The following is a 24,570-nucleotide window of genomic DNA, read 5'->3' as shown; positions in this document are numbered from 1 at the left end:
CGGGGCTCGGACTACTTCTTGGTGGTCTCGCCGAACCAGGTGGTCTGGAACTTCTTCAGGGTGCCGTCATCGGTGATGCGCTTCAGGGTTTTGTTGACGGCATCAGTCATGGCCGTGTTGCCCTTCTTGATGGAGATGCCCAGCTTCTCGCCCGTTGCGTAGTCTTCAACGCGCTTGAGCTTGGAATCGTCCATGATGGCGTAACCCAGAACCGACTGGTTGCCGACGGCGGCGTCGATGGTGCCTGCCTTGAGGGCCTGGACCAGGAGGCCGGAGTCTTCGAACTGCTGGGCGTCGATTCCCTTGTCCTTGGCGTACTGGGCGCCGGTGGTGGCCTGCTGGACACCAACCTTCTTGCCCTTGGCGCCATCAAGGTTGCTGATGCCCGAGGACGTAGTAGCCACGAGGGTCAGGTCGTCATCCATGTAGGGGTTGGAGAAGTCCATGACGTTCTTGCGGACGTCTGTGATGGAGATTGAGGAGATGGAGACGTCGCAACCAGTCAGTGCGGTGCCGGTCTCGATTGCTTCGAAGGAGCTGTCCACCACGTTGAGTTCGGCCTTGAGGTCCTTGGCCAGTTCGTTGGCGATGTCCATATCGAAGCCGACGATCTTGCCGTCCTTCTGGAACTCGAAGGGCTCGTAGGGGACATCCGAGCACACGGTGAGCTTGCCGGCGTTGATGAGCTTGGGGCCGCCCGATTCACTTGAGGCTGCCGGGGTGGAGGAGCCACCGCCACAAGCGGTCAGGGCCAGGACGCCTGCTGCGAGCACGGCGGCCATCTTGGTGCCGGACAGAACCGAACGGGAGATCTGCATGTTTTTTACCTTTTGTTGCAGTGGATGCTGAACTAAGTCGGTTTTAGTGTAGCGCCGAACCTGAGATGTGCATCACAGGAAACTAAGTTTCACTATTGGATAACTAGTTTAGCGAATATGCAAGCGCCCCCTGCGAGTCCCAGTCTGAGATCCCAGATTCAGCGCTGGATGCCCAGGGACTCAAGCATCGGCCGGAATTTAGCCCAGGTCTCGGCAAGCTCAGCCTCCGGCTGCGAACCCTCCACAATCCCGCAACCCGCGTAAAGGCGCACCGTGTTGGCGTCCTCGATGACCGCGCCGCGCAAAGCGATGCCCCACTCGCCATTCCCGGCAGCATCAAGCCAACCCACCGGACCGGCGTACGGGCCACGGTCCAGATGCTCCAGTTTTCGGATCAGCGCACCGGCAACCAAGGTAGGTGTTCCGCACACGGCGGCAGTCGGATGAAGGGCGTTGATCAAGGCCAAGCATGTGGGCACATGACCTTCGATATCGGCCAGCTCAGCCTTGACATCCGAGGCCAGATGCCACACGTTCGGCAGTTCCAGAATGAAGGGCTCGCTATGGGAGTTCATCGCCTCGGAAAACGGCGCCAGCTGGCGGGTCAGCGAATCAATCGCGATCTCGTGCTCGTGGCGCTGCTTCTCAGATCCGGCCAGTACACGCTCGGCGTACGCCATGGGGGATCCGTCTACACCTTCGGCGTCGCGCCGATCCAACGTTCCGGCCAGCACGCGGGCCTGGGCCGTGCGGCCCTCCACCTGGATCAGCATTTCCGGCGTCGCACCCACCAGGCCGTCAACACCGTACGTCCAACATTCCCGGTACCGTGCCGCCAGCTGGCGAAGCACCTCCGCAGCGTTCACGCCGGCAGGAAGGTTGGCTACGACGTCGCGCGCCAACACCAGTTTCTCCAGCTTGCCGGTGCGGATTTCCGCCACTCCATTGGAGACGGCCTCCATCCAATCCGTTTCGCTCAGGGAACCGCGGCTGAGGTAACCAGCCGCGCCGTTGGGCGAAAAAGCGTCAGGTGACAGCCCGACGTCGGACGCTCCTGCCGCTGAGCCGTCGCCGTTTGGCTCGGGCTCAGTGAGCCAGCGGTCCAGGGCGGCGAGGACGCCCGCCTCGGTGAGCTCGACGTCGTCGAACGCTAATTGGGTGGCCCAGGCGCGGCCATCGCGGATGCCAACCACCATCTCCGGGACGATCAGCCGGGAAACGTGCGGGGACATCTTGGAAAAAGCGAACGAGCCGAACGCCACCGGACCAGTGCCTGGAATGTCCACCTGATCGGTGATCTCGGCCTCAAGAATAAGGTGCCGCCACCAGATATCGGCCTCAAGGAAACGCTCCGGGCCTGAGACGTTGAAGCGGGTCAGCTCGCCATAGCCCACCAGACCGGCCTCGCGGCGTGACCAGCAGAGGACGTCGTCCCGGACCAGAAACGACGGCAGCCCCCCGGAGGATGATTCGACATCGAGGGGGACTGTCAAGGTACGGAGCGTGCTCGTCATGATGGAACAACAGTACTCCCGCGTGCCGCCAGAACCTGAGCCGAGTTCTACAGCGCAGCAAAGTCGGCTGAATGTCTGAGACAATTGCAGGGTGAACCGAGCATCCTTGGAAAAGCGTCCGGACGAAGTTGCGACGATGTTTGACGATGTCGCCCCCAAATACGACGTCGTGAATGACGTCCTCTCCATGGGGCAGACGCGTCGGTGGCGCCGGATCGTGGTGGATGCCATGGATGTGAAGGTGGGCCAGAAGGTCCTGGACCTCGCCGCTGGAACGGGCACCTCAAGTGAGCCCTACGCCGATGCCGGCGTGAATGTTGTGGCCTGCGACTTCTCCCTGGGCATGCTCAAAGTGGGCAAACGACGCCGCCCGGACATCGACTTCATCGCCGGAGACGCCACCAACCTGCCGTTCGCGGACAGCAGCTTTGACGCTTCCACCATTTCCTTCGGCCTGCGGAACGTTGTTGAACCGCGCAAAGCCCTCGAGGAAATGCTGCGCGTCACCAAACCGGGCGGCCGGCTGGTCATCGCCGAGTTCTCGCACCCCGTGGTGCCGCTGTGGCGCAACCTCTACACCGAATACTTGATGCGAGCCCTCCCGGCCATCGCCACCAAGGTCTCCTCCAACCCGGATGCGTACGTGTACCTCGCCGAATCCATCCGCGCCTGGCCGGATCAGGACCACCTGGCGCAGTGGCTCAGCGAAGCAGGCTGGACAGACATCACCTACCGCAACCTCAGCGGCGGCATCGTTGCCGTACACCGCGCGCAGAAGCCGGCCGAGCACCGAGAAAGTGTTCCCGTGGCCAAGCTTCGACGCCAGATCAAGCCGCGCCGGTCCGGCAGCCAGCCCAGCTGACGTGCCACTCATTTAGGACGACGTGAAAGTACTGATTGTTGGCGCGGGGCCCGCTGGGTCCACCGCCGCGTATTACCTCGCCCAGGCCGGCATCGATGTCACGGTCCTGGAAAAGACCTCATTTCCCCGCGAAAAAGTTTGCGGCGACGGTCTCACACCGCGCGCCGTCCGCGAGATCCAGAAGCTTGGAATGCCGCATGCTGAGTCCGAGGGCTGGCGCCGGAACAAGGGACTTCGACTCATTGCGGGCGGCCGTACCATTGAGCTGCCTTGGCCCGAGGTTTCAGACTTTCCCACGTACGGACTGATTCGGACGCGCCTGGGCTTCGACGAGTCGTTGGCCCGGCATGCGGAGGCCGCGGGCGCCGTCGTGCTTGAACACCACAGCGTCACTTCAGCTTTGCAGTCCGACGACGGCCGGGTCATCGGCGCACGCGCATCCATCCTTGACGAGTCCGGACGCAAGACCGGCGAAACGCGCGACTTCCATGCCGACGTCGTACTCGCTGCGGACGGCAACTCCACGCGAACCGCCGTGTCGCTGGGTATGCATAAGCGTGACGACCGCCCCCTGGGTGTCGCCGTGCGCACTTACTTCACATCTCCGAGGCACGACGACGACTGGATGGAAGGCTGGCTGGAGCTCCCCGGCAAGTCGGGCAAACCGCTACCCGGTTACGGCTGGGTGTTCGGCGTCGGTGATGGAACCTCCAATGTCGGCCTCGGCATCCTGAACTCCTCCAAGGAATTCGGGAAGCTGGACTACAAGCAGGTCCTGCGCGAATGGACCGCCGGAATGCCCGCCGACTGGGGCTTTATCCCCGAAAACCAGGTGGGGGAGATCCGCGGGGCGGCGCTGCCCATGGGCTTCAACCGCACGCCGCACTACTCGCCGGGGCTGCTCCTGCTGGGTGACGCCGGCGGCATGGTGTCCCCATTCAACGGCGAGGGCATCTCCTACGCGATGGAGTCGGCCCGGTTCGCGGCTGAGTTCCTGATTGACTCTGCATCACGCTCGGCCTCCGCCGGTTGGACCGCCGACGACGCCGATGCCCACCTTTCGCGGTACGCGGACTATGTGCGGGACCAGTGGGGATCGCACTTCACGCTGGGTCGTATGTTTGCTTCCTTAATCGGGAAGCCCGCCGTGATGAAGCTTGCCCTGCGAACAGGTATGCCGATTCCGGTGCTGATGCGCTTTGTGGTGCGCATGCTTGCCAACCTCACGGATCCGTCTGCGAAGGGCTTCGAAGACCGCGTGATCCGCGTCCTTGAGATGCTCGCCCCTGCCACGTCCAACACTTCCTCTGTCCGTCCTTTTAAGGCGGCAGACTCCGACACCGCGGTTTCCGCAACAACTAGTTAGGGTTAAGCCGTGACGAACTCTGCCGAACACAGCTGGACGCATGCCGGGCACGGCCTGCCGGACTCTGTTGAGCCTGCCCCCCACACCGCCGCGATCGCAACGGGCCTCCAGCTGCCCGCCGGTTTTGCCGCCATCGCCGGCGACGCCGAACTCGGCCCAGCCATCACCACCAACCTTGCCCGCGTGGAAAAGAAGCTTCGCGAAGCCATCTCCAACTCGGATCCCCTGGCTGACGCAACGTCGCGTCACCTGGTGGAAGCCGGCGGCAAGCGCATCCGACCGCTGCTCACTCTGCTGTGCGCGCACCTTGGAGATGCTTCACGTCCTGAGGTTGTGCAAGCGGCGGTCGTGGTTGAACTGACGCACTTGGCAACCCTGTACCACGACGACGTCATGGACTCCGCACCGTTCCGCCGTGGCGCTCCGACGGCCCACGAAGTGTGGGGCAACTCCGTGGCCATCCTCACCGGCGACCTCATCTTTGCCCGCGCCTCCATCCTCGTCTCCGAGCTCGGCTCCCGTGCACTCGGCATCCAGGCCCGCACCTTCGAACGCCTCTGCCTCGGCCAGCTCCACGAAACAGTCGGCCCGCGCGAGGACGAAGACGCCGTAGAGCACTACCTGTCCGTCATCGCCGATAAGACCGGATCCCTGGTTGCAGCCTCCGGCCAACTTGGCGCGATCTTCGCCGGTGCCGATCCCACGTACGAGGACCTCCTGGTTGAGTACGGCGAGAAGGTTGGCGTGGCCTTCCAGCTCGCCGACGACGTCATCGATGTCACCGGCGTGAAGGTCAAGTCCGGCAAATCTCCGGGCACTGACCTCCGCGAAGGTGTTCCCACGCTGCCCGTGCTGCTGCTGCGCCGCGATGCTGCTGCAGGTGATTCGTCAGCGGCTGCGCTCTTGAAACTGGTGGACGGCGACTTGACATCGGATTCCGCGCTTGCCGATGCCGTCGCTGGTTTGCGCGAACACCCTGTGACTACCGAATCCTGGAAGATCGCCCGCCAGTGGTCCGCCGAGGCCGTTGCTGCCCTGGCCCCGTTGCCGGAGGGCGTTGTGAAGGCGTCGCTGACGAACTTCGCGCATGCCGTGGTGGACCGGAGCAGCTAGCTTCCCTTTTTTTGACGGGCGTCCGGACCTTCGTGGGCCGGGCGCCTGCTTGTTGTTCCCCACATTTTGGGCCCGGGCCTTGGTGTACCCTCACGACCCACTTTGAGGCTGCGGGCGTGGTGACACGCCGGTGCTTGCGGTGTGTTGTGCCATCGGCGGAACCAAAGTGGGTGATGACCGTACGCGCCCAAACTTTTAGTCCCCCGGAAAACGGAATGGCCCCGGCTCGCTGCAACGTTACGAGTCATACGCTGCACCGAACCGGGACCACAATCTCCGTTCGCATCAGACCCACCGGAGGCATTTAGTGGATCCGTAAATAGCTTATGACAATCCTGTCACATATGCAACTCTTCGCGTCAATGGTTTTCGCGGTCCCGCAGAGCGGTTTACAACCAAGCGCCGATCCTCCACCACTAACTTCGGATTTTTGGGAGGAAGGGACTGGCCGAATTCGGGGTGTGTCACAACCTCAGGGTCCCCAAACCAGGTGGGGGAGGTACGCGGCAGTTATCCACATAGGGGACTTCGCGCCCATCGCAGAGGCCAGGAAGAACTCAGCATGGCTCTATGGACATCGACAATTTCCTCCGAAGCCGGCGTGGAGTAGCAACCACGTCCACCCTGATGACTGCGGGTTTTAGTCGCCGCATGCTCACAAAGGCAGTGAGGGACGGAGTAGTCAATCGCCTTCATCGCGGGGTCTACATGTCCCGGGCATCAGACCCCGACGTCGTTGCCGCCTTCCGAGCCGACGGCTTAATTACCTGCGTCTCGGCAGCGCGCTTCTATGGTCTCTGGACCCTAGTGGGCGCAGGCGCTCTCCATCTCAGCTGCAGCACGGGACAAGCGAGGCGGGGTGTAGTCCACCACGGAGCCTGCCTGCACCCAGTCCACTCGTATCTGCCCATAGCGGGCGTGGCCGATGTCCTGATCCACGCCCTCCGATGTTTGCCTGAACTCGAAGCGCTGGTCATGGTGCAGAGCGCGGTCAGCTTGGCGCTCCTTTCCAAGGATTTCCTGGAATCAAAGCTCCCTGGCAACAGGAACGGCAAGGTTCGGGAAACCCTGGACTTGGTTCTGCCTCGGGCCGACTCACTCCTGGAAGTACTCGCGCACACCCACTTCATCCGGGCAGGTCTTAGGGTCCAGATGCACGTGGACATCCCGGGCGTGGGGGAGGTGGACTGCTTAGTAAACGAATGCCTGATCGTTGAACTCGACGGCGGCACGCACCTTGAGGGAAAACAGGTCAAGAAGGATCAGTATAGGAACAACGCAGGCATGCGCAGAGGGCTATTGAGCCTCCATTACTACTACGTGGACGTCGTTCATCACCCGGAGAGGATGGTCGCCGAAGTCATGGCAGTCCTGTTCAACAGGGAAGTTGGCCGCTTCGTGCCGGCGAGGTTCGCGCCTGCGTGGGTTCCGCCGTCGTGAGTTTGTCCCGCAACCACCTACTTTGACCCCCAATTTTCCGGCGACACACCCCGGAAGCGGCGTGTCAGGGCAGTTCCAAATTCAAAGTGGGTGGTGGCCGCACAGCTGCCACAACAAAACAGCCCCCACGCCACCCAAATCGGGGCCGCAGGGGCTGCCAGTCAAAACCTAGTCTTCGTCGTTGAACGCCCACTCGAACATGTCGAAGACGAACTCGGAGAACGTGCCTTCTTCGCTCTTCCACTGGCCGCGGGCGTTGTTGCGGCGCCACACGATGGGGTCCGGGATGCTGACATCGGCAATGCGGAAGCCCCAGGTGAATTGTTCCTCTTCATCCTCGAGGAACATGAGGAAGCCTTCGTCATCTACCTCGAGTTCCTCGGGATCCCAGAAGTAGTGATACGCCTCCATGAGGTCTTCGCAGCCACCGAGGGCGAGGTAGAACTCGCGCAGAACCAGCGGGATGGTGAAGGAGTGATCGGCGAGGGCCTCGTCCAGTTCCTCGGAGGTGAGCCCGTCTTCTTCCTGCCATTCATCCTCGAGATACTTTGGGACCAGCGCGCGGAACTTCTCGAGGAACATGTCAGTCATGCTCTTATCCTAGCTAATCGCGGGCACCCGAAATTGCGCCCGTCCCGGTGCCTGCACGCTGCCATCCGCGCACGGCCAAGGGCACATACCAACTACGCCTCCAGGCTGTGACGCGGAAAGCAAAAACAATGCCGGCCACCAGGCATGCGGTCAGCCCGCTGAACAGGCCAAGGTGCCAGAGCAGGGTGGTCAATCCAGCCCCCACAAAAGCGGGTAGCGCGTAGATGTCGCGGGCATCAAAAAGGGTGGGAATCTCGTTGGCGGTGATGTCGCGCAACAGGCCGCCGCCCACTGCTGTTGTCACTCCCAGGAGGATTGCAGCCACGGGATTCATCCCGGCCGTGAGTGCCTTCAACGTCCCGGTGATGCAGAACAGGGCCAACCCGCCGGCGTCGAACAGTGTTAACAGGGACGTGAAGCGCTGCACGGAAGAAAACAGGAAGTAGACCAGCAGCGCAGCGAGCAAGGGTGGGATCAAATAAACCGGGTTCGTGAACGCCACAGGCGGGCCGGCGTTGATGACGACATCGCGAATCGCGCCGCCACCCAGCGACACAATGGACGCCAGGAGCGCCGAACCCACGATGTCGAATTGTTTGCGGGCCGCCAGCAGCGAACCCGAGACCGCGAAGAAAAACACGCCGACCAGGTCAAGCCACAGAAGGACAATGTCGATGGAAATCAAGTGGACGGGTTCTTTCTGCCTGCGACTCTCAGTAGGTGCTGGCTCAACGTTACGCTAGCTCCCATGAACAGCCCCGTTTTGATCGCCTGTGCCCACGGAACCCGCAACGCCGAAGGCCAGGCCGCCATCCGCCGCGTCATGGCAGAAATTGAAGCCCAGCGTCCCGGCCTGCAGGTCCTTGAGGCCTACGTGGACGTGCAAGAGCCTGAGCTGTCCGGGGTGGTGGAGGGCCTGCCCGAGGGGACTGCCGCCGTCGTCGTGCCGCTTTTGCTGAGTACCGGCTTCCACATCAAGGTGGATGTGCCCAAGGCGATCAAGAGCCGGCCGGAAGTAGTGGCCGCGAGGCCGCTGGGTCCGGATCCGCGCTTGGCGGAGCTGCTTGCCACTCATTTGCGTGCCGCCGGGCTGAAGGAGAACGACGGCGTGCTGCTGGCTGCCGCGGGATCGTCCCTTCCGGACGGGTCGGTGGACTCCGAGGAGCAGGCGCGACTCCTCGCAGAACTGCTGCCGAACAAGGTGCGGGTGGCCTACGGTGCCAGCGCGCAGCCAACAGTGCCCGACGGCGTCGCCTCCTTGCGTGCCGAACTCGCCAAAGACGGGACAAACGGCAGGGTTTTCATCGCCTCGTACCTGCTGGCAACGGGATACTTCCACGACCAGCTGGCCAAGGCTGGAGCGGACATTGTTACGGCCCCGCTGTTGCCGTCGCCGGTTCTCGCGGAGATAGCACTGGAGCGTTTTGACGCCGTACTGGCAAGCACGTCCTAACCTTTATTTGCGCGGTGGGAGCCCCAAAAGGACCTGCATATACAGGCCCGTGGGACAAGGCCGCTGGCGTGTTCGTGACGAAATGTTTCCCTAGGTGACTTAGCGTTTCCGGACCTTTGCTGACCAAAACTGGCCACACCTAAAGTCGACGTATGACAGATACAGCTGTAGCCGGTGCGCCCGCGGACTCCGCAGTCCCCTCGCGCCCAGCACGCACCCGCCCTGCCGCCAAGCCTCACGGCCAGTGGAAGGTTGATGGCACTGAGCCGCTCAACGCCAACGAAACCTGGAAGCAGGAAGACAACGGACTGAACGTCCGTGAGCGGATTGAGTCTGTCTACTCCAAAGAGGGCTTCGACTCGATCGACGGCACCGATCTCCACGGCCGTTTCCGCTGGTGGGGTCTTTACACCCAGCGCAAGCCCGGGATCGACGGCGGCAAGACCGCAACACTTGAGCCGCACGAGCTCGAAGACAAGTACTTCATGCTTCGCGTCCGCATTGACGGCGGCGCGCTGACCACCGAGCAGCTGCGCGTTATCGGTCAGATCTCCGTGGACTTCGCCCGCGGCTCGGCCGACCTCACGGACCGCCAGAACATTCAGTTGCACTGGATCCGCGTGGAGGATGTGCCGGAAATCTGGCGTCGGCTGGAGTCCATCGGCCTGTCCACCACCGAGGCCTGCGGCGACGTTCCCCGTGTCATCCTGGGTTCGCCGGTTGCCGGCATCGCCAAGGACGAGATCATCGATCCCACGCCGCTCATCCAGGAGCTCGCCGAGCGTTTCATCGGCGACCCCGAGCTGGCCAACCTGCCGCGCAAGTACAAGACTGCGATCACCGGCCACCCGTCCCAGGACGTGGTCCACGAGATCAACGACTTCGCCTTGGTGGGCGTTGTCCACCCCGAACTCGGTGCCGGTTACGACCTCTGGGTTGGCGGCGGCTTGTCCACCAACCCGCGCCTGGCAGAGCGCCTTGGCGTGTTCGTCTCGGCCGACGTCGCCGCTCAAGTGTGGCTCGGCGTCACCAGCATCTTCCGCGACTACGGTTACCGCCGCATGCGTACCAAGGCCCGCCTGAAGTTCCTGATGAACGACTGGGGCCCCGCCAAGTTCCGCCAGATCCTGGAAGATGAATACCTCGGCTTCAAGCTCCCGGACGGCCCCGCAGCTCCCAAGCCCACGGCTCCCGGAGACCACATCGGTGTTCACGAGCAGAAGGACGGCAAGTTCTTCATCGGCGTGACCCCCACCGTGGGACGTACCTCCGGCGAGGCACTTGTCACGCTGGCGGACACCCTGGAGAAGCACGGCAGCTACCGGCTCCGCACAACTCCCCACCAGAAGCTCGTCATCCTGGACGTCGCCAAGGAGCACGTAGAGCCGCTCATCGCCGAACTGGACACGCTGGGCCTCTCCGCCCGTCCGTCCGTGTTCCGCCGCGGCACCATCGCCTGCACCGGCATCGAGTTCTGCAAGCTGGCCATCGTGGAAACCAAGGTCACCGCGGCAACCGCCATTGCTGAATTGGAACGCCGCCTGGCCGACCTCGTGGAGACCAAGCAGCTTCCGCAGGCACTGTCCCTGCACATCAACGGCTGCCCGAACTCCTGCGCCCGCATTCAAACTGCGGACATCGGCCTCAAGGGCATGATGCTGCCAACCCCCGACGGCGACCCCACCCCGGGTTTCCAGGTCCACCTCGGTGGCGGGCTGGCCAACAACGAGCGTGAGGAAGCCGGTTTGGGACGTACTGTCCGCGGCCTCAAGGTCACGGTCGAAAACCTGCCCGACTACGTGGAGCGTGTGGTCCGCAAATTCGTCGCCGCTGGCGCCGAAGGCCAGACCTTCGCCGAATGGGCACTCTCCGCAGACGAAGGAGACCTCCAGTGACAGATCCCCAAACACTGCCGGCACGCCCCGCACTTCGCTCACACGAAGAACTCAAGGCACTGGCCGAAGCCGGAGCTGCAGAGCTTGGCTGGAACGCGCCCGCCCGCGATGTCATCGCCTGGGTGGCCCGGAACTTCGAGCTGCCCGCAGTAACCGTGGCTTGCTCCATGGCCGACGCCGTTCTTCCGGCCTTGGTCGCGGACCAGCTTCCCGGCGTCGACGTTTTGTTCCTCGAAACCGGCTACCACTTCAAGGAAACGTATGAGACCCGCGATGAAGTAGCGGCGAACCTGCGCGTCAACGTGGTGGACGTCCTCCCCGAGAACACAGTGGAACAGCAGGACCGTTTGCTGGGCAAGGACCTGTTCGCCCGCGACCCCGCCCAGTGCTGCGCGCTGCGCAAGGTAGAGCCGCTCCGCCGCTCGCTTGCGGGCTACGAAGTGTGGTTCACCGGCGTCCGACGCGACGAAGGACCCACCCGCACCAACACCCCGGTGATCACCTGGGACGAGGGCTTCGGCCTGGTCAAAGTGAACCCGATGGTCGACTGGACCTTCGATCAGCTGGTGGAGTACTCCGAGGACAACATCCTTCCCGTCAACCCCCTCCTGAGCCAGGGCTACCCGTCCATCGGCTGCCAGCCCTGCACCCGCAAGGTGGCCCCGGGTGAAGATCCCCGCGCCGGCCGCTGGGCAGGATCCGACAAGACAGAATGCGGACTACACACATGAGCACTCAAACCACGAACGAGGAACTGGAGCTGGACGTGCTGGAAAGCGACCTAGAGACGCCGTCTGCCGCCCAGGGAGTGGCTTCGGGCCTGTCGGAGCCGCGCGCTGGGCTGATCGAAGATCAGCCGCGCGGCGCAGGGGCGGGGGCGGCAGACGGCGGCTCGTCCCGCCTGAGCTCACTGGACACCCTTGAATCGGAAGCAATCCACATCATCCGCGAGGTTGTCGCCGAGTTCGAGAAGCCTGCGCTGTTGTTCTCCGGCGGCAAGGACTCCGTGGTCATGCTGCACCTGGCCACCAAGGCTTTCTGGCCGGGCAAGGTTCCTTTCCCGGTCCTGCACGTGGACACGGGGCACAACTTCCCGGAGGTCATCGACTTCCGCGACCGTACTGTTGAGCGTCTTGGCCTGAAGCTCGTTGTTGGCTCCGTGCAGGAGTTCATCGACCGCGGCGAACTGGCCGAGCGTGCCGATGGCACCCGCAACCCGCTGCAGACCGTTCCGCTGCTTGATGCCATCCAGCGCAACAAGTTCGACGCCGTGTTTGGCGGCGGCCGTCGCGACGAGGACAAGGCCCGTGCCAAGGAGCGCATCCTGAGCCTGCGTGACGAGTTCGGCCAGTGGGATCCGCGCAATCAGCGCCCCGAGCTGTGGAACCTGTACAACGGTCGCCACACCGTGGGCCAGCACGTCCGTGCGTTCCCCATCAGCAACTGGACCGAGCTGGACATCTGGCGCTACATCGAGCGTGAGAACATCGAGCTCCCCGGCCTGTACTACGCCCACGAGCGTGAGGTTTTCGCCCGCGACGGCATGTGGCGTGCGGTAGGCGAGGTTTCCGAACCGTTGCCGCACGAGGAAGTCATCACCAAGCTGGTTCGCTACCGCACGGTGGGCGATATGTCCTGCACGGGTGCCGTCGAGTCCGATGCCCGCACCGTGGCCGACGTCGTAGTCGAAGTCGCTGCCTCCACCCTGACCGAACGTGGCGCCACCCGAGCAGATGACCGCATCTCCGAGGCAGCCATGGAAGACCGCAAGAAGGACGGCTACTTCTAAATGAGCATCGAAACACTGGCTGCCGGGCTGGAAACAGCCTTGCCCACAACCCTGTTCCGTTTCGCTACTGCCGGCTCGGTGGACGACGGCAAGTCCACTTTGGTGGGCCGCCTCCTTCACGATTCGAAGGCGATTCTTGCTGACACGCTCGACGCCGTTGCCCGCACCTCAGCGGACCGTGGCTTCGGCGGCGAAAAGGGCGGGATCGACCTCGCCCTCCTGACCGACGGCCTGCGTGCCGAGCGCGAGCAGGGCATCACGATCGACGTGGCGTACCGCTACTTCGCTACGGACCGCCGCAGCTTCATCCTGGCGGATTGCCCCGGCCACGTTCAGTACACCAAGAACACGGTGACCGGCGCGTCCACTGCGGATGCCGTCGTCGTACTTATTGACGCCCGCAAGGGTGTTCTTGAGCAGACCCGCCGGCACCTGTCCGTGCTGCAGTTGCTGCGCGTTGCCCACGTCATTGTGGCAGTGAACAAGATCGACCTCGTTGATTTCAGCGAGCAGGTTTTCCGCGACATCGAGACTGACGTGCAGAAGGTTGCCCGCGAGCTGGGACTTGGTTCCGATGGCGTTGCTGACCTGCTGGTGGTCCCGGTTTCTGCCCTTGATGGCGATAACGTGGTGGACCGCTCCGAGCGCACTCCCTGGTACACGGGTCCCGCACTGCTTGAGGTCCTCGAAACCCTTCCGGCAGCCGACGAGCTCGAGGCTGAGCTGGAGAGCTTCCGCTTCCCGGTGCAGCTGGTGATCCGTCCGCAGGGTGCCCTGGCACCTGATGCTGTGGCTGGTGGGCTGGATGTCGAGGCCTACCGTGACTACCGCGCCTACGCCGGCCAGATCACCGAGGGTTCCGTCAACGTTGGCGACGAAGTCACTGTGCTGAGCCCTGGCCACGAGCCGCGTATCACCCGGATTATCGGCATCGATTTCGCTGGCAAGGAACTTCAGGAAGCGGCTGCTCCGCAGTCCGTTGCCGTTCGTTTGGCTGACGAGATCGATATTGCCCGTGGCGATACCATCGCTGCCGCGGGAACGGTCCGCGAAAGCACGGCTGACCTGTACGCATCGTTGGCGTGGCTCTCGCCGAAGCCCCTGCGTGAAGGCCAGAAGGTTCTGGTGAAGCACGGTACGCGCACGGTCCAGGCTTTGGTCCGCAACGTCACCGGCAAGCTTGACCTGGCTACGTTCAACGTGGAGCCTGCTTCAAGCCTTGAACTCAACGACATTGGACATGCCCAGCTTCGCCTGGCTGCTCCGTTGCCGCTGGAGAACTACCTGCACCACCGCCGCACGGGCGCGTTCTTGGTGATCGATCCCATGGACGGCAACACCCTTGCCGCCGGACTGGTCAAGGACCACCCGGGCGACCACGAAGACGAGCGCTACGTCATCTAAGGTCGAAGAGTCAGATAGACCGCAGCTTGTTCGAAATTCCCGGCCTTATATGGCGGGGATTTCGAACAAGCTGCGGTTTTTTCATTGAGCGATTTAGCGGGAAGATCACTACATGCCACAGAACACAGCACTCAGCACCCTGTTGGACTCCGGGCAGGACCTCGTCCTGGATGGGGCCCTCGCCACGGAATTGGAGGCCCACGGCTGTGATCTTGAGGACGCCTTGTGGTCCGCGAAGGTCCTGCTGGAGCAGCCGCACCTGATCAAGCAGGTCCACCGCGACTATTACGACGCCGGTGCCTCCGTGGCCATCACGGCCAGCTACCAGGCCACTCCCCAAGGATTCGCGCGTCGTGGCCTGGGGGAGAGCGAGGCCTTGGAGCTGGTGGCGTTGAGCGTGCAGCTTGCCGACGAGGCGCGTCGCGAATACGCCGAGGCGAACCCTTCCAGCGGCCGGCTCCTGGTGGCAGGATCCGTGGGCCCGTACGGTGCCTACCTTGCTGATGGCTCCGAATATCGGGGCGATTACACGCTGAGTCGCACAGAATTCATGGATTTCCATCGACCGCGCATCGCCGCTCTTGTGGAAGCCGGGGCAGATTTCCTGGCGTGCGAGACGCTGCCATCGTTCGGCGAAGCGGAGGCTCTGTTGGCGCTCGTGGCGGAGTTCGACGTCGAATCCTGGTTCACGTTCACGCTGCGGGACGCGGAGCACATCAGTGATGGAACGCCGCTGGGTGAGGTGGCTGCGCTGCTCCGTACGGACCCGCGGGTGGCCGCCGTCGGGGTTAACTGCGTGCCGCTGGAGTTGGTGACGTCGGCCCTTGGGACGCTCAATGATGTATCGGACAGGCCGTTGGTCGCGTACCCGAACTCGGGGGAGACCTACGACGCCGTCACGAAGACGTGGGGGCCTTCCGTTGGTGGTCACGGCACGACTACCCTCGCCGGGAACGCCGCTGACTGGCGTGACCGGGGAGTCCGGCTGATCGGTGGCTGCTGCCGGACGACGCCGCGCGACATTGCAGAGCTGGCAGCAAACATGACGCCGGGTGACCGTTCATGAACGCACGTGCCGCACAACGCGATGCAACTTTGAAGGCCCAGCGGCGAATGTGACGTCACGTGACCCTGCGTGAACCTTGGTTTCTATGGGATTGAAGCGGAAATATGACAGTCCCTACTGTGAAGGCATGACCTTTCCGGAATGGTCCTTCCTTGCCCTCGACGGGCGATGTTACGGGGCCTGATCTTCGCCCCCTTCGCATCCCACATTTCCTTAGGACCTCCCCATGGCAAACACCCCCGAGTCACAGAAGCCCGATTCCGGCACCACCCGCATCGTCGCCGGTGAGACCAACAAGCCCAAGCGCCGCCGCACCCTTGAGATCGGATTGGCCGTCGGCCTGGTCCTGCTCATCGGTGCGGGCGCAGCGGTTGCGTCGGCCGTCTCCCGCAGCAACGAGGCCGCTCCGGCCCCCACAACGTCGCCTGCTGCCGAGCTCAAGCTCGGCTACTTCAGCAACGTGACGCACGGCCCGGCCCTGGTGGGCATCAGCAAAGGCATCATCGCCAAGGACCTCGGCGATACCAAGCTCAGCACCCAGATCTTCAACGCAGGCCCCGCCGCGATCGAGGCCTTGAACGCCGGCGCCATCGATGCCACGTACATCGGCCCCAACCCGGCCATCAACTCGTTCGTCAAGAGCAACGGCGAGTCGGTCAGCATCATCGCCGGGGCAGCAGCCGGCGGCGCCCAGCTGGTGGTCAAGCCCGAAATCAACTCCGCGGCCGACCTCAAGGGCAAGGTCCTCGCCTCCCCGCAGCTCGGCGGAACGCAGGACGTTGCCCTCCGCGCATGGTTGGGCCACCAGGGCTACAAGACCAACCCTGACGGCAGCGGCGACGTCAACATCAACCCGACAGAAAACGCCCAGACACTGAAGCTCTTCCAGGACGGAAAGCTCGACGGCGCGTGGTTGCCTGAGCCGTGGGCCTCCCGTTTGGTCCTCGAAGCCGGCGCGAAGGTTCTCGTGGACGAGAAGGACCTGTGGGACAAGGGTGAATTCACCACCACCATCCTGATTGTGAACAAGAAGTTCGCCGCCGAGCACCCCGAGACTGTGAAGGCACTGCTCAAGGGCCACGTCGAATCCGTGAACTGGCTGAACTCCGCAACGCCGGAAGAGAAGGCCAACACCATCAACGCCGTCCTCAAGGACACAGCCGGCAAGCCGCTCCCCGCCAACGTGATCGACCGGGCGTTGAAGAACATCACCTTCACCACAGATCCTCTGGCCGGAACGTACAAGAAGCTCCTCCAGGACGGCGTGGACGCCGGCACCACCAAGGCTGCCGATATCAACGGCATCTTCGACCTCCGGGCCTTGAACGAAGTAGAGGGCAAGAAGACGTCCGCTGCAGGGCTCGGCCAGGACTAAGCACCAATCGGCTGGTCCGCTTCCCCTCCGGAATACGGGTGGGGGAGCGGGCCAGCCTTCAGCCATATCAGCTCCACCAATCAACACGAAGGACGGGACCATGCCAGTCGTACTCGAGAACCTGGGCAAGCGCTTCGGCGACGGCGCCCCGGTGCTGGACGACGTCAATGCCACCATCGCGCAGGGCGAGTTCGTAGCCCTCCTCGGTGCGTCCGGCTGCGGCAAGTCCACGCTACTGAACATCATGGCGGGACTTGAGCATCCGACGTCGGGCGCCCTTGAGGTGCCCAGCGACGGCGCGGCCTTCATGTTCCAGGACTCGGCACTGTTCCCGTGGTTGACGGCGAGAGGCAACATCGAACTCGCACTTCAGCTGGCTGACAAGTCCAGCAGCAAGGCCAGCCGCCGCGAACGGGCAACCGAATTGCTGGAACTTGTACACCTCGGCGGTGCCGGCGACAAGCGTCCACACGAACTTTCTGGCGGCATGCGGCAACGCGTTGCCCTTGCACGTTCTTTGGCCCAGGACCGGCAACTGTTGTTGATGGATGAGCCTTTCGCGGCGCTTGATGCGATTACGCGCGATCTCCTTCACGACGAACTCGAGCGGATCTGGAAGGAAACCGGCCGCACCATCGTGTTCGTGACGCACAACGTTCGTGAGGCTGTTCGCTTGGGCCAGCGCGTGCTGCTTTTGTCCTCGCGTCCTGGTCGTGTTGTGGCCGAATGGGATGTGACGGAGGAACACCGAACTGATGCTGGTCGTGCTGGGGAGCTGACCGGAGTCATTACCCGCCGGCTACGCGAGGAGATCCGCCGCCATGCCAAGTAACCCCACCACTACCCAAGAGCGGACCCTGCCCGTGAGCGAAACCAGCGAGCACATAACGTCGCCGTCCTTGAAGGGCAACCCCTCAGAGCTGCGCGACCTCGAAGCGGGCCTGGACAACCTCCAGTCCGATACCGGACGTAAAGCCGACATCGATTGGAAGCGCGTGCTGCTGCCGATCGCAGCCTTGGTAGTTCTCGTCCTCGTCTGGCAGTTCTACGTGTCCCTCGGCCTCAAGCGCCGTGACCAGGTTCCCGGGCCCCTTGATGTGCTCAACCAGCTGGTGACGCTCTGGGGCGAAGGCAGGGTTCAGGAATCGGTGTGGACCTCGTTGCAGCGCGGTTTGATCGGCTTCCTGATTTCGGTGGTAGTTGCCACGCCTGTGGGCTTGTTGCTTGCACAGGTTGCTCCTCTCCGCCGTGCCTTTGGGCCGTTGATTTCCGGGCTTCAGGTGCTGCCGTCCGTGGCCTGGGTGCCGGCGGCGATCATCTGGTTTGGCCTGACGGATGGCACCGTCTACTTCGTGGTCCTCATGGGCGCCATTCCGTCGATCATCAATGGCCTCATCTCCGGTGTGGACCAGATCCCGCCGCAATACCGCAGCGTGGGTACTGTGCTCGGCGCGAACCGCCTGCAGATGGCCCTGCAGATCGTCCTTCCCGCAGCACTTCCCGGATACATCGGCGGATTGAAGCAGGGTTGGGCTTTCTCCTGGCGTTCTTTGATGGCCGCGGAAATCATCGCTGTGGGTGGCACCATCGGCTTCGGCTTGGGCTCGCTGCTTGACCAAGGACGTGCGCTGTCAGACATGGCTGTGGTCATGTCCGCGATCCTGTTGATCCTGGCGGTGGGCATCCTGATCGAGCTCCTCGTTTTCGCCCCGATCGAGAAGCGCCTGCTGCAGCGGCGCGGTTTGCTGGCGGGTAGCAGCCGCTAAGCCCCCTTTTTAAAGCAACGCGGGGTCAGATACGGCCCATGTTTGGCGTAAATATGGGCCGTATGTGACCCCGCGTTGCTTTTAGCTGCATAGAATCACCGCATGGGCCTTCTAACGTTCAGCATCAACGTCACACTGGATGGTTGCATCGACCACCGGGAGGGCATCGCCGACGACGAGACGCACGCCCACTTCACCCGGCTTCTGGAGGAGAGCGGCGCGATGCTCTGGGGCCGCACCACGTACGAAATGATGGAGGACTACTGGCCGCTGGTGGCGCGTGGCGACGTCGATGCGCCGCCAGCTATGCGCGATTGGGCCCTCAAACTCGAAACCAAGCCCAAATACGTGGTCTCGGCTACCCGTAGCGACTTCCCGTGGACCAACAGCCATCACCTCGTCGGCGAGTTGCGCACTGCGGTGCAGGATCTCAAAGAGGGGACTCCTGACGGCGTTCTTGTCGGCAGCGGCAAACTTGCTACGGAGCTGGATCGACTGGACCTCGTCGACGAGTACAAGTTCCTGGTCCACCCCATGATCACCGGCCACGGTCCCACTCTGTACCAGGGCGGGCTGCCCAGCACCAGGCGCCTCGAACTGATCTCGGCCGAGCCGCTCAGCAACGGCGCGGTCGCCATGCACTACCGACGCGCCGACTGAGGAATTAGCGGGCACCTACCGCTGTTGTCCCGGACATGCACAACAAACGGATCGGCTTCCTTTCCTTCGGCCATTGGGCGCGCGTCCCTGGTTCGCTGGTGCCCTCGGCTGGTGAATCACTCAAGCAGGGCATCGAACTGGCCGTGGCCGCAGAGGAACTGGGGATCGACGGCGCGTTCTTCCGTGTGCACCACTTCGCCCGCCAACAAGCCTCCCCGTTCCCGCTGCTCGCCGCCATTGCCGCACGGACCAGCACCATCGAGATGGGCACTGGCGTGATTGACATGCGCTACGAGAACCCGCTGTACATGGCGGAGGAGGCTGCAGCCACGGACCTGATCAGCGACGGCCGGCTTCAGCTTGGTGTAAGCCGTGGTTCACCCGAGCCTGCCCTGAACGGAGCCGCCAACTTTGGCCATGTCCCAAATGCAGGCGAGGACACGGGCGACATGGCGCGTCGCCACACCGCGCTCTTCCGCAAAGCAATCGCCGGGCACGGAGTAGCCCAAGCTGATCCCCACTACGCAGGCGGAGCCACCGGGCTTCTGCCTATCCAGCCGCTCTCCCCGGGACTCCCACAGCGAATCTGGTGGGGTGCGGGCACCCGCAAGACGGCAGTCTGGGCCGCCGAGCAGGGCATGAACCTCATGAGTTCCACGCTCCTGACCGAGGATACCGGCGTCCCGTTCGACCAACTGCAAGCCGAGCAGATCCACATGTTCCGTGAAGCCTGGGCAGCTGCCGGGCACGACTTCGAGCCCCGCGTTTCAGTTAGCCGCAGCATCCTGCCGATCGTCGATGAGGTGGACAACCGCTACTTCGGCCTTCGCGCCCAAGCGGACCGGCAGGACCAGGTAGGAATTCTCGACGGCGCGTTGTCCCGTTTCGGGAAGAGCTACATCGGGGAGCCGGACGGCTTGGCAGAAGAACTAGCAGCCGATGCAGCCGTCCAAGCTGCCGACACGGTCCTCCTGACGGTGCCCAACCAACTCGGGGTGGAGTACAACGCGAAGCTCCTGGGGAACGTCGCGAAGCACATCGCACCCGCTTTTGGTTGGGCCCGCCAAAGCGCGTAGCGCACTCTGCGCAGGTATCCGCCCAGTCCTACGAAGCGGCGGGGAGCCGCCCGATGCCCGCCGTTTCCACAGCAGTCTCCGAAACACCAGCCTCCGCGAAGCCGGACCCCGAAACCGCAGACCCATCCACGAAGACCCGGTAGCCACGTTCGTGATCGAAACCGTGGATCTCCCGGGTGTCCAAAGCAGCCATGAACTCCAACGTCTGCCGGGTAATGACCTGGCCCGGGACGAGGATGGGGAAGCCCGGCGGATACGGTGTGACGAAGCCGGCGGAAATGACTTCCTGCCCGGCACGGACCGCAAGGGCCAGTTCGTCGGCGGACAAGTAGGCCGTGGATTCGGGCTTGTAGCTTTCGAAGTAGGCTGCGCGGATATCGCCGTCTTCACAGGCGTCGTCCACACGGAACCGCGCTGCGAACGTGCTGAAGTCCGGGAGCGGCGGCGTCTGTCCAACCACCACTGATCCTCCGGGCACCGAAGACACGGCCGAAGACGCGGGCGAAAGCACGGGCACCGTGCGGGGTCGCGATGATGGATGGGGGTTTTCGAATCCCTCGGCGAGTTTGACCAGGACCTCGATCAGGTATGCCACGGAACTTCGCGAGGTGCCGATGTTGGTCATGAACAGCACAGTGTTCCGGGACGTCTTATTCACCTGGATCCCGTGATCGTCCATGAGGTAGCTGTGGCGGAACGTGTCGCCGTCGATCCCTGTCCTGCTGATGTCCAGCGTGAGGCGGCTCGGATCAATGACGAACTCATCGCGTTGCCACGCGTCCTCAAGTTCCGCCAGTCCCTCCCGTAGCGGCATGGCGGCGCTGGTTTCGCGGTATTGGGGCTCAATAAGGTCCCGCGAGGTCAACACCCGGAAGTACTTCTTCAGCAGGGGATGCCGTGCGACTGCTTGTGCCACAGAGACGGCGAGGTCGGATTGCTTCTGGACCAAACCAAAACCTTCCAGCTCCACTTGCCGCCGGCCAATGTCCAGGGAAGCCAGGATTTGGTAGTTGGGTGAGGTGGAGGTGTGGGTCATGTACGCCTCGCGGAAGGACTCCTGGTTGGATGCCATGAAGTCTTGGTCGTACACGTGAATCATGGAGCCCTGACGTAGGGACGTCAGGGTCTTATGTGTTGACTGGGTGGCGTAAACCCTGATCCGCGCCTTCGCAGGGTTGGGAATCAGCCGCCTGTTCAACCAGGCCTCGTCATCAAGAGGTTCACCCGTTACGGGGTCGTGCAAGGCCGCTGCCTGCTCGGCATAGCGGGCCGCGTAGGCAGGGTTGCTGAAGGAAGCTTCCAGCGCGGCTGCTGAAGCCATACCCGTTCGACGCCGGTAGATGGGATGGGAGCGCGCGAAGGCAAACCATGCCTCGTCCCAGAGGAACACCAAGTCAGGTTTGATGGCCAGGCATTCCTCCATGACACGCTCGACGTCGTAAACGATGCCGTCAAAGGTGCAGTTGGTGAGCGTGACCATTTTGACTTCGTGCAGCCGTCCGGCCCGCCGGTACTCAAGCAGCCTGCGCTTCAAACTCGCCAAGGGCACAGCACCATAGAAGGCGTACTTGTCCAAGGGATAGGCATCCAGATATGAAACGCGGGCACCGGCGAGCACAAAGGCGTAGTGGTGGGACTTGTGGCAGTTCCGGTCAACCAGCACGACGTCACCAGGGGCCAGCAGGGATTGATGAACGATCTTGTTGGCCGTGGACGTGCCGTTGGTAACGAAGTACGTTCGTTGCGCTCCGAAGGCCCGGGCGGCGAGGTCCTGCGCCTGCTTGATGGATCCATGCGGGTCCAGCAGGGAATCGAGGCCGCCGGACGTTGCCGAAGTCTCTGCCAAAAGCAGGTTTGTCCCGTAAAAATCGGCCATGTCGCGGATCCAGGGGGAGTTCCCAACGGATCCGCCACGCGAAATGGGCAGCGCGTGGAAGACGCTTGCAGGCCGGCGGCTGTAATCCAGCAGGGCTGTGAAGAACGGAGCCTCGTATCGTTCTGCAACCCCGGACAACAGGGACAAGTGCAGGTCCAGGTGATCCTGCCTGCGGAAAATCCTCCGGAACTTCCTGGTCAGCGATCCGGCTAGGGACTCGATGGAGACGCCTGCAACCAGGTAGACGTCCAACTCAGGCCTGAGCCCGGATATTTCCTCGGCCAGGCCCAGGATCCGTTTGACGGGCCGCAACGCCTGCAGGCCTTCGGGAGTGTGCCCGGCCAGGAAGCGGCGGAGGTCGCTGCCCAGCTGCTGGGAGCTGCGAACCGAGAAGCCCGGACGCAGGATCACCGCTTGGATATCGGGGTTGAGGAGGACGGCGACCAACGCGTCTTCGTAGCTGGGGACCACATTGATTTCGTACGTGAAAGCATCCGATGGGCGGCGCTGGGCAGCCATGTTGTTCTTGAGCGACTCAGCTTCCTGGGCCGTGATGTTGTCCACCACCAGAACCTCAAAGCGAGGACGGTCAGCCTGCTCGGCTTGTGCAACCTCGTCCTCGGACGACTCCTGGAGACCCCCGGAAACTGAACCTTGCTCCGCACCGGAAGCCAGAGGAAGGTGCGCCAAACCGCCCAGAAGTTCCAGCGCGGCGTGGGGGTCGCCGTCGTCGACCAATTGGCGCAACTGGGCCACCGCCGCAACGCCCGGCTCCGCCCAGTAGGGCTCCACGGCATCCAGGAGCGCGAAAGTGCGGCTGATCTGGGAGTGCAAGCCGGAGTCGGAGGAGGAGTGAAGGTCCAAGGCAAGCTGCTTGATGGCATATCCCAGGAACTCCCAAGCATCGGCGCGCGACCTCCAGGCGCGGCTGGGCGTGCCAATTTTTGGAAGGGGGGAAAGGGTGCTCATGTGACGTGTTTTCTCTTTCAAACTGAGGGCGGGTTCAAAGCGGACTGCTCATTACGGATTCGGCCACGGTGGGCATACCAGCCACCCACGAGCAGCGGTGCCAATACCAGCAGGGAAGCGAGCACCCACCGGCCTGTTTCCGAGAAGCCCATGGTGACCAGGACAAAGGCCAGGAATCCGAGGGTTAGATAGGAAGTGAAGGGGGCACCGAAGAGCCGGAACGCTGGCCTGGTGACTTTGCCGCTCCGCACCCACGCTTGCAGCTTGATGTGGCAGAGCATGATCGTGGCCCAACCGCCGATGATGCCCAGCGCCGAGACCTCGAGCACGATTTCAAAGACCTGCGACGGAACGATGGCGTTCAGGCCAACGCCCATCAACGTGATGACGGCAGTCAGCAGGATGCCGCCGTAAGGGACACCGGAGGCGCTGATGCGGGCGGTGAAGCGGGGAGCTGAGCCTTTGATTGCCATGGAACGCAGGATCCGTCCGGTGGAGTACAAACCGGCGTTGAGGCTTGAGAGGGCAGCGGTCAGAACGACGAAGTTCATCACGGAGGCAGAGATCGCGCCGGCCTGGGGGTCGCCAAGGTGCGAGAAAAAGGTCACGAACGGCGATTCGCCGGACTTGTAGGACGTGAAGGGCAGCAGAAGCGAGAGCAACAGGACGGAGCCGACGTAGAAAATGCCGATACGCAGAACCACCGTGTTGACGGCTTTGGGCATGACCTTGTGCGGGTTGGCAGTTTCGCCGGCGGCGGTGCCTACCAGCTCAACGGCTGCGTAGGCGAAGACGACGCCGCTGATCGCCAGGAGCGGTGCCACAGCGCCCGTGGGGAAGAGGCCGCCGTTATCGGCAATGACGTTCAGGCCGGGAACGCCCACATCCGTCCGGCCACCAAAGACGATGAAGCAGATTCCGACGACGAGGAAGGCTACCAGCGCACCCACCTTGATGAGGGCGAACCAGAACTCCATCTCGCCGAAGATCTTCACCGACACGAGGTTCAGCGCCAGCACCACCACGAGGGCAATGAGGGCGATGAGCCATTGCGGGACGTCATTAATGGGTTGCCAGAACTGGCCCCAAAACTTCACGTACAGGGCCACCGCCGTGACATCCACAATGGAGGTCATGGCCCAGTTCAGGAAGTACAACCAACCAGCCGTGTAGGCCATTTTCTCGCCGTAAAACTCGCGGGCGTAGGAAACGAACGAACCTGAGGCCGGGCGGTAGAGAACCAGCTCGCCCAATGCGCGCAGGATGAGGAAGGCAAAAAAACCGCACACCGCATACACCAGGACCAGGGCCGGGCCTGAACCGTTGAGACGGCCGCCTGCTCCCATGAAAAGCCCCGTGCCGATCGCGCCGCCTATGGCGATCATTTGGATCTGTCGGGGCTTGAGGGTCTTCCGGTAGCCCGATTCTTCCGTTGAGAAATCCCGGCCGGGCTCCTGGCCGACAAGCAGGGTGCCGGCCTCGTCGGACCGGCTGGGCGCAGCAGAATGCGCTGAAACTGACGTGGGTATCACTTGGG

At 63.0% G+C, this 24,570-nt stretch carries 21 protein-coding genes; 15 read left to right on the top strand and 6 right to left on the bottom strand.

Going from position 1 to position 24,570, the window contains the following annotated elements:
* Positions 1 to 11 precede the first annotated feature (11 nt).
* The gene (locus VUN82_19210; GenBank protein ID XAS71192.1) at positions 12 to 818 is read right to left on the bottom strand and encodes an ABC transporter substrate-binding protein; all 807 of its coding nucleotides are present in this window, start codon (positions 816 to 818) and stop codon (positions 12 to 14) included.
* A 158-nt stretch (positions 819 to 976) separates the two neighbouring features.
* Positions 977 to 2,332 (bottom strand): isochorismate synthase, encoded by a 1,356-nt coding sequence (locus VUN82_19205; GenBank protein ID XAS71191.1) that lies wholly within the window; start codon positions 2,330 to 2,332, stop codon positions 977 to 979.
* Between the two features lie 91 nt (positions 2,333 to 2,423).
* Between VUN82_19205 and VUN82_19200 the strand changes: the two genes are divergently transcribed.
* From VUN82_19200 to VUN82_19185, 4 genes are all read left to right on the top strand, one after another.
* Positions 2,424 to 3,194: a demethylmenaquinone methyltransferase gene (locus VUN82_19200; protein ID XAS71190.1), complete on the top strand. Its 771-nt coding sequence runs from the start codon at positions 2,424 to 2,426 to the stop codon at positions 3,192 to 3,194.
* A 22-nt stretch (positions 3,195 to 3,216) separates the two neighbouring features.
* On the top strand, positions 3,217 to 4,560 hold the full coding sequence (locus tag VUN82_19195) for a geranylgeranyl reductase family protein (GenBank protein XAS71189.1): 1,344 nt from the start codon (positions 3,217 to 3,219) through the stop codon (positions 4,558 to 4,560).
* Positions 4,561 to 4,569: 9 nt separating this feature from the next.
* A complete protein-coding gene (locus tag VUN82_19190; GenBank protein ID XAS71188.1) occupies positions 4,570 to 5,673 on the top strand; it encodes a polyprenyl synthetase family protein in 1,104 nt (367 codons plus the stop codon).
* Between the two features lie 570 nt (positions 5,674 to 6,243).
* Positions 6,244 to 7,113 carry a type IV toxin-antitoxin system AbiEi family antitoxin domain-containing protein gene (locus tag VUN82_19185; protein XAS71187.1) on the top strand — a complete coding sequence of 290 codons (870 nt, stop codon included), beginning with the start codon at positions 6,244 to 6,246 and terminating at the stop codon, positions 7,111 to 7,113.
* A gap of 168 nt (positions 7,114 to 7,281) precedes the next feature.
* On the opposite strand, the gene VUN82_19180 is transcribed toward VUN82_19185, so the two are convergent.
* Together VUN82_19180 and VUN82_19175 are read right to left on the bottom strand one after the other, a co-directional pair.
* Positions 7,282 to 7,704, bottom strand: coding sequence for a hypothetical protein (locus VUN82_19180; GenBank protein ID XAS71186.1), 423 nt, complete (start codon positions 7,702 to 7,704; stop codon positions 7,282 to 7,284).
* Between the two features lie 13 nt (positions 7,705 to 7,717).
* Positions 7,718 to 8,389: a trimeric intracellular cation channel family protein gene (locus VUN82_19175; protein XAS71185.1), complete on the bottom strand. Its 672-nt coding sequence runs from the start codon at positions 8,387 to 8,389 to the stop codon at positions 7,718 to 7,720.
* Here VUN82_19175 and VUN82_19170 point away from each other — a divergent pair, their 5' ends adjacent.
* From VUN82_19170 to VUN82_19120, 11 genes are all read left to right on the top strand, one after another.
* Positions 8,390 to 9,157 carry a sirohydrochlorin chelatase gene (locus VUN82_19170; protein XAS71184.1) on the top strand — a complete coding sequence of 256 codons (768 nt, stop codon included), beginning with the start codon at positions 8,390 to 8,392 and terminating at the stop codon, positions 9,155 to 9,157.
* Positions 9,158 to 9,309: 152 nt separating this feature from the next.
* Entirely contained in the window at positions 9,310 to 11,052 is a 1,743-nt protein-coding gene (locus VUN82_19165; GenBank protein ID XAS71183.1) for a nitrite/sulfite reductase, read from the top strand.
* Positions 11,049 to 11,783 (top strand): phosphoadenylyl-sulfate reductase, encoded by a 735-nt coding sequence (locus VUN82_19160; GenBank protein XAS71182.1) that lies wholly within the window; start codon positions 11,049 to 11,051, stop codon positions 11,781 to 11,783. The genes VUN82_19165 and VUN82_19160 overlap by 4 nt, the downstream gene beginning before the upstream one ends.
* Complete coding sequence (gene cysD, locus VUN82_19155) at positions 11,780 to 12,841, top strand: sulfate adenylyltransferase subunit CysD (GenBank protein ID XAS71181.1); 1,062 nt, start codon at positions 11,780 to 11,782, stop codon at positions 12,839 to 12,841. The genes VUN82_19160 and cysD overlap by 4 nt, the downstream gene beginning before the upstream one ends.
* Positions 12,842 to 14,245, top strand: coding sequence for a GTP-binding protein (locus VUN82_19150; protein ID XAS71180.1), 1,404 nt, complete (start codon positions 12,842 to 12,844; stop codon positions 14,243 to 14,245).
* A 112-nt stretch (positions 14,246 to 14,357) separates the two neighbouring features.
* Positions 14,358 to 15,311: a homocysteine S-methyltransferase gene (gene mmuM / locus VUN82_19145; GenBank protein XAS71179.1), complete on the top strand. Its 954-nt coding sequence runs from the start codon at positions 14,358 to 14,360 to the stop codon at positions 15,309 to 15,311.
* A gap of 226 nt (positions 15,312 to 15,537) precedes the next feature.
* Positions 15,538 to 16,686 (top strand): ABC transporter substrate-binding protein, encoded by a 1,149-nt coding sequence (locus tag VUN82_19140; protein XAS71178.1) that lies wholly within the window; start codon positions 15,538 to 15,540, stop codon positions 16,684 to 16,686.
* Positions 16,687 to 16,786: 100 nt separating this feature from the next.
* Complete coding sequence (locus tag VUN82_19135) at positions 16,787 to 17,518, top strand: ABC transporter ATP-binding protein (protein XAS71177.1); 732 nt, start codon at positions 16,787 to 16,789, stop codon at positions 17,516 to 17,518.
* A complete protein-coding gene (locus VUN82_19130) occupies positions 17,508 to 18,452 on the top strand; it encodes an ABC transporter permease (GenBank protein ID XAS71176.1) in 945 nt (314 codons plus the stop codon). Before VUN82_19135 ends, VUN82_19130 begins: the two co-directional genes overlap by 11 nt.
* A 102-nt stretch (positions 18,453 to 18,554) precedes the next feature.
* A complete protein-coding gene (locus tag VUN82_19125; protein XAS71175.1) occupies positions 18,555 to 19,112 on the top strand; it encodes a dihydrofolate reductase family protein in 558 nt (185 codons plus the stop codon).
* Between the two features lie 35 nt (positions 19,113 to 19,147).
* Positions 19,148 to 20,188: an LLM class flavin-dependent oxidoreductase gene (locus VUN82_19120; protein XAS71174.1), complete on the top strand. Its 1,041-nt coding sequence runs from the start codon at positions 19,148 to 19,150 to the stop codon at positions 20,186 to 20,188.
* Positions 20,189 to 20,216: 28 nt separating this feature from the next.
* On the opposite strand, the gene VUN82_19115 is transcribed toward VUN82_19120, so the two are convergent.
* Positions 20,217 to 23,033 carry an aminotransferase class I/II-fold pyridoxal phosphate-dependent enzyme gene (locus tag VUN82_19115; protein XAS71173.1) on the bottom strand — a complete coding sequence of 939 codons (2,817 nt, stop codon included), beginning with the start codon at positions 23,031 to 23,033 and terminating at the stop codon, positions 20,217 to 20,219.
* A 17-nt stretch (positions 23,034 to 23,050) separates the two neighbouring features.
* Positions 23,051 to 24,502, bottom strand: coding sequence for an amino acid permease (locus tag VUN82_19110; protein XAS74743.1), 1,452 nt, complete (start codon positions 24,500 to 24,502; stop codon positions 23,051 to 23,053).
* Positions 24,503 to 24,570: the final 68 nt, after the last annotated feature.

The organism is Micrococcaceae bacterium Sec5.1, assembly GCA_039636795.1.
Classification (GTDB): Bacteria; Actinomycetota; Actinomycetes; order Actinomycetales; family Micrococcaceae; genus Arthrobacter.
Note: the sequence above shows the minus strand (reverse complement) of the source record. Positions and strands in the feature narration are given on the sequence as shown.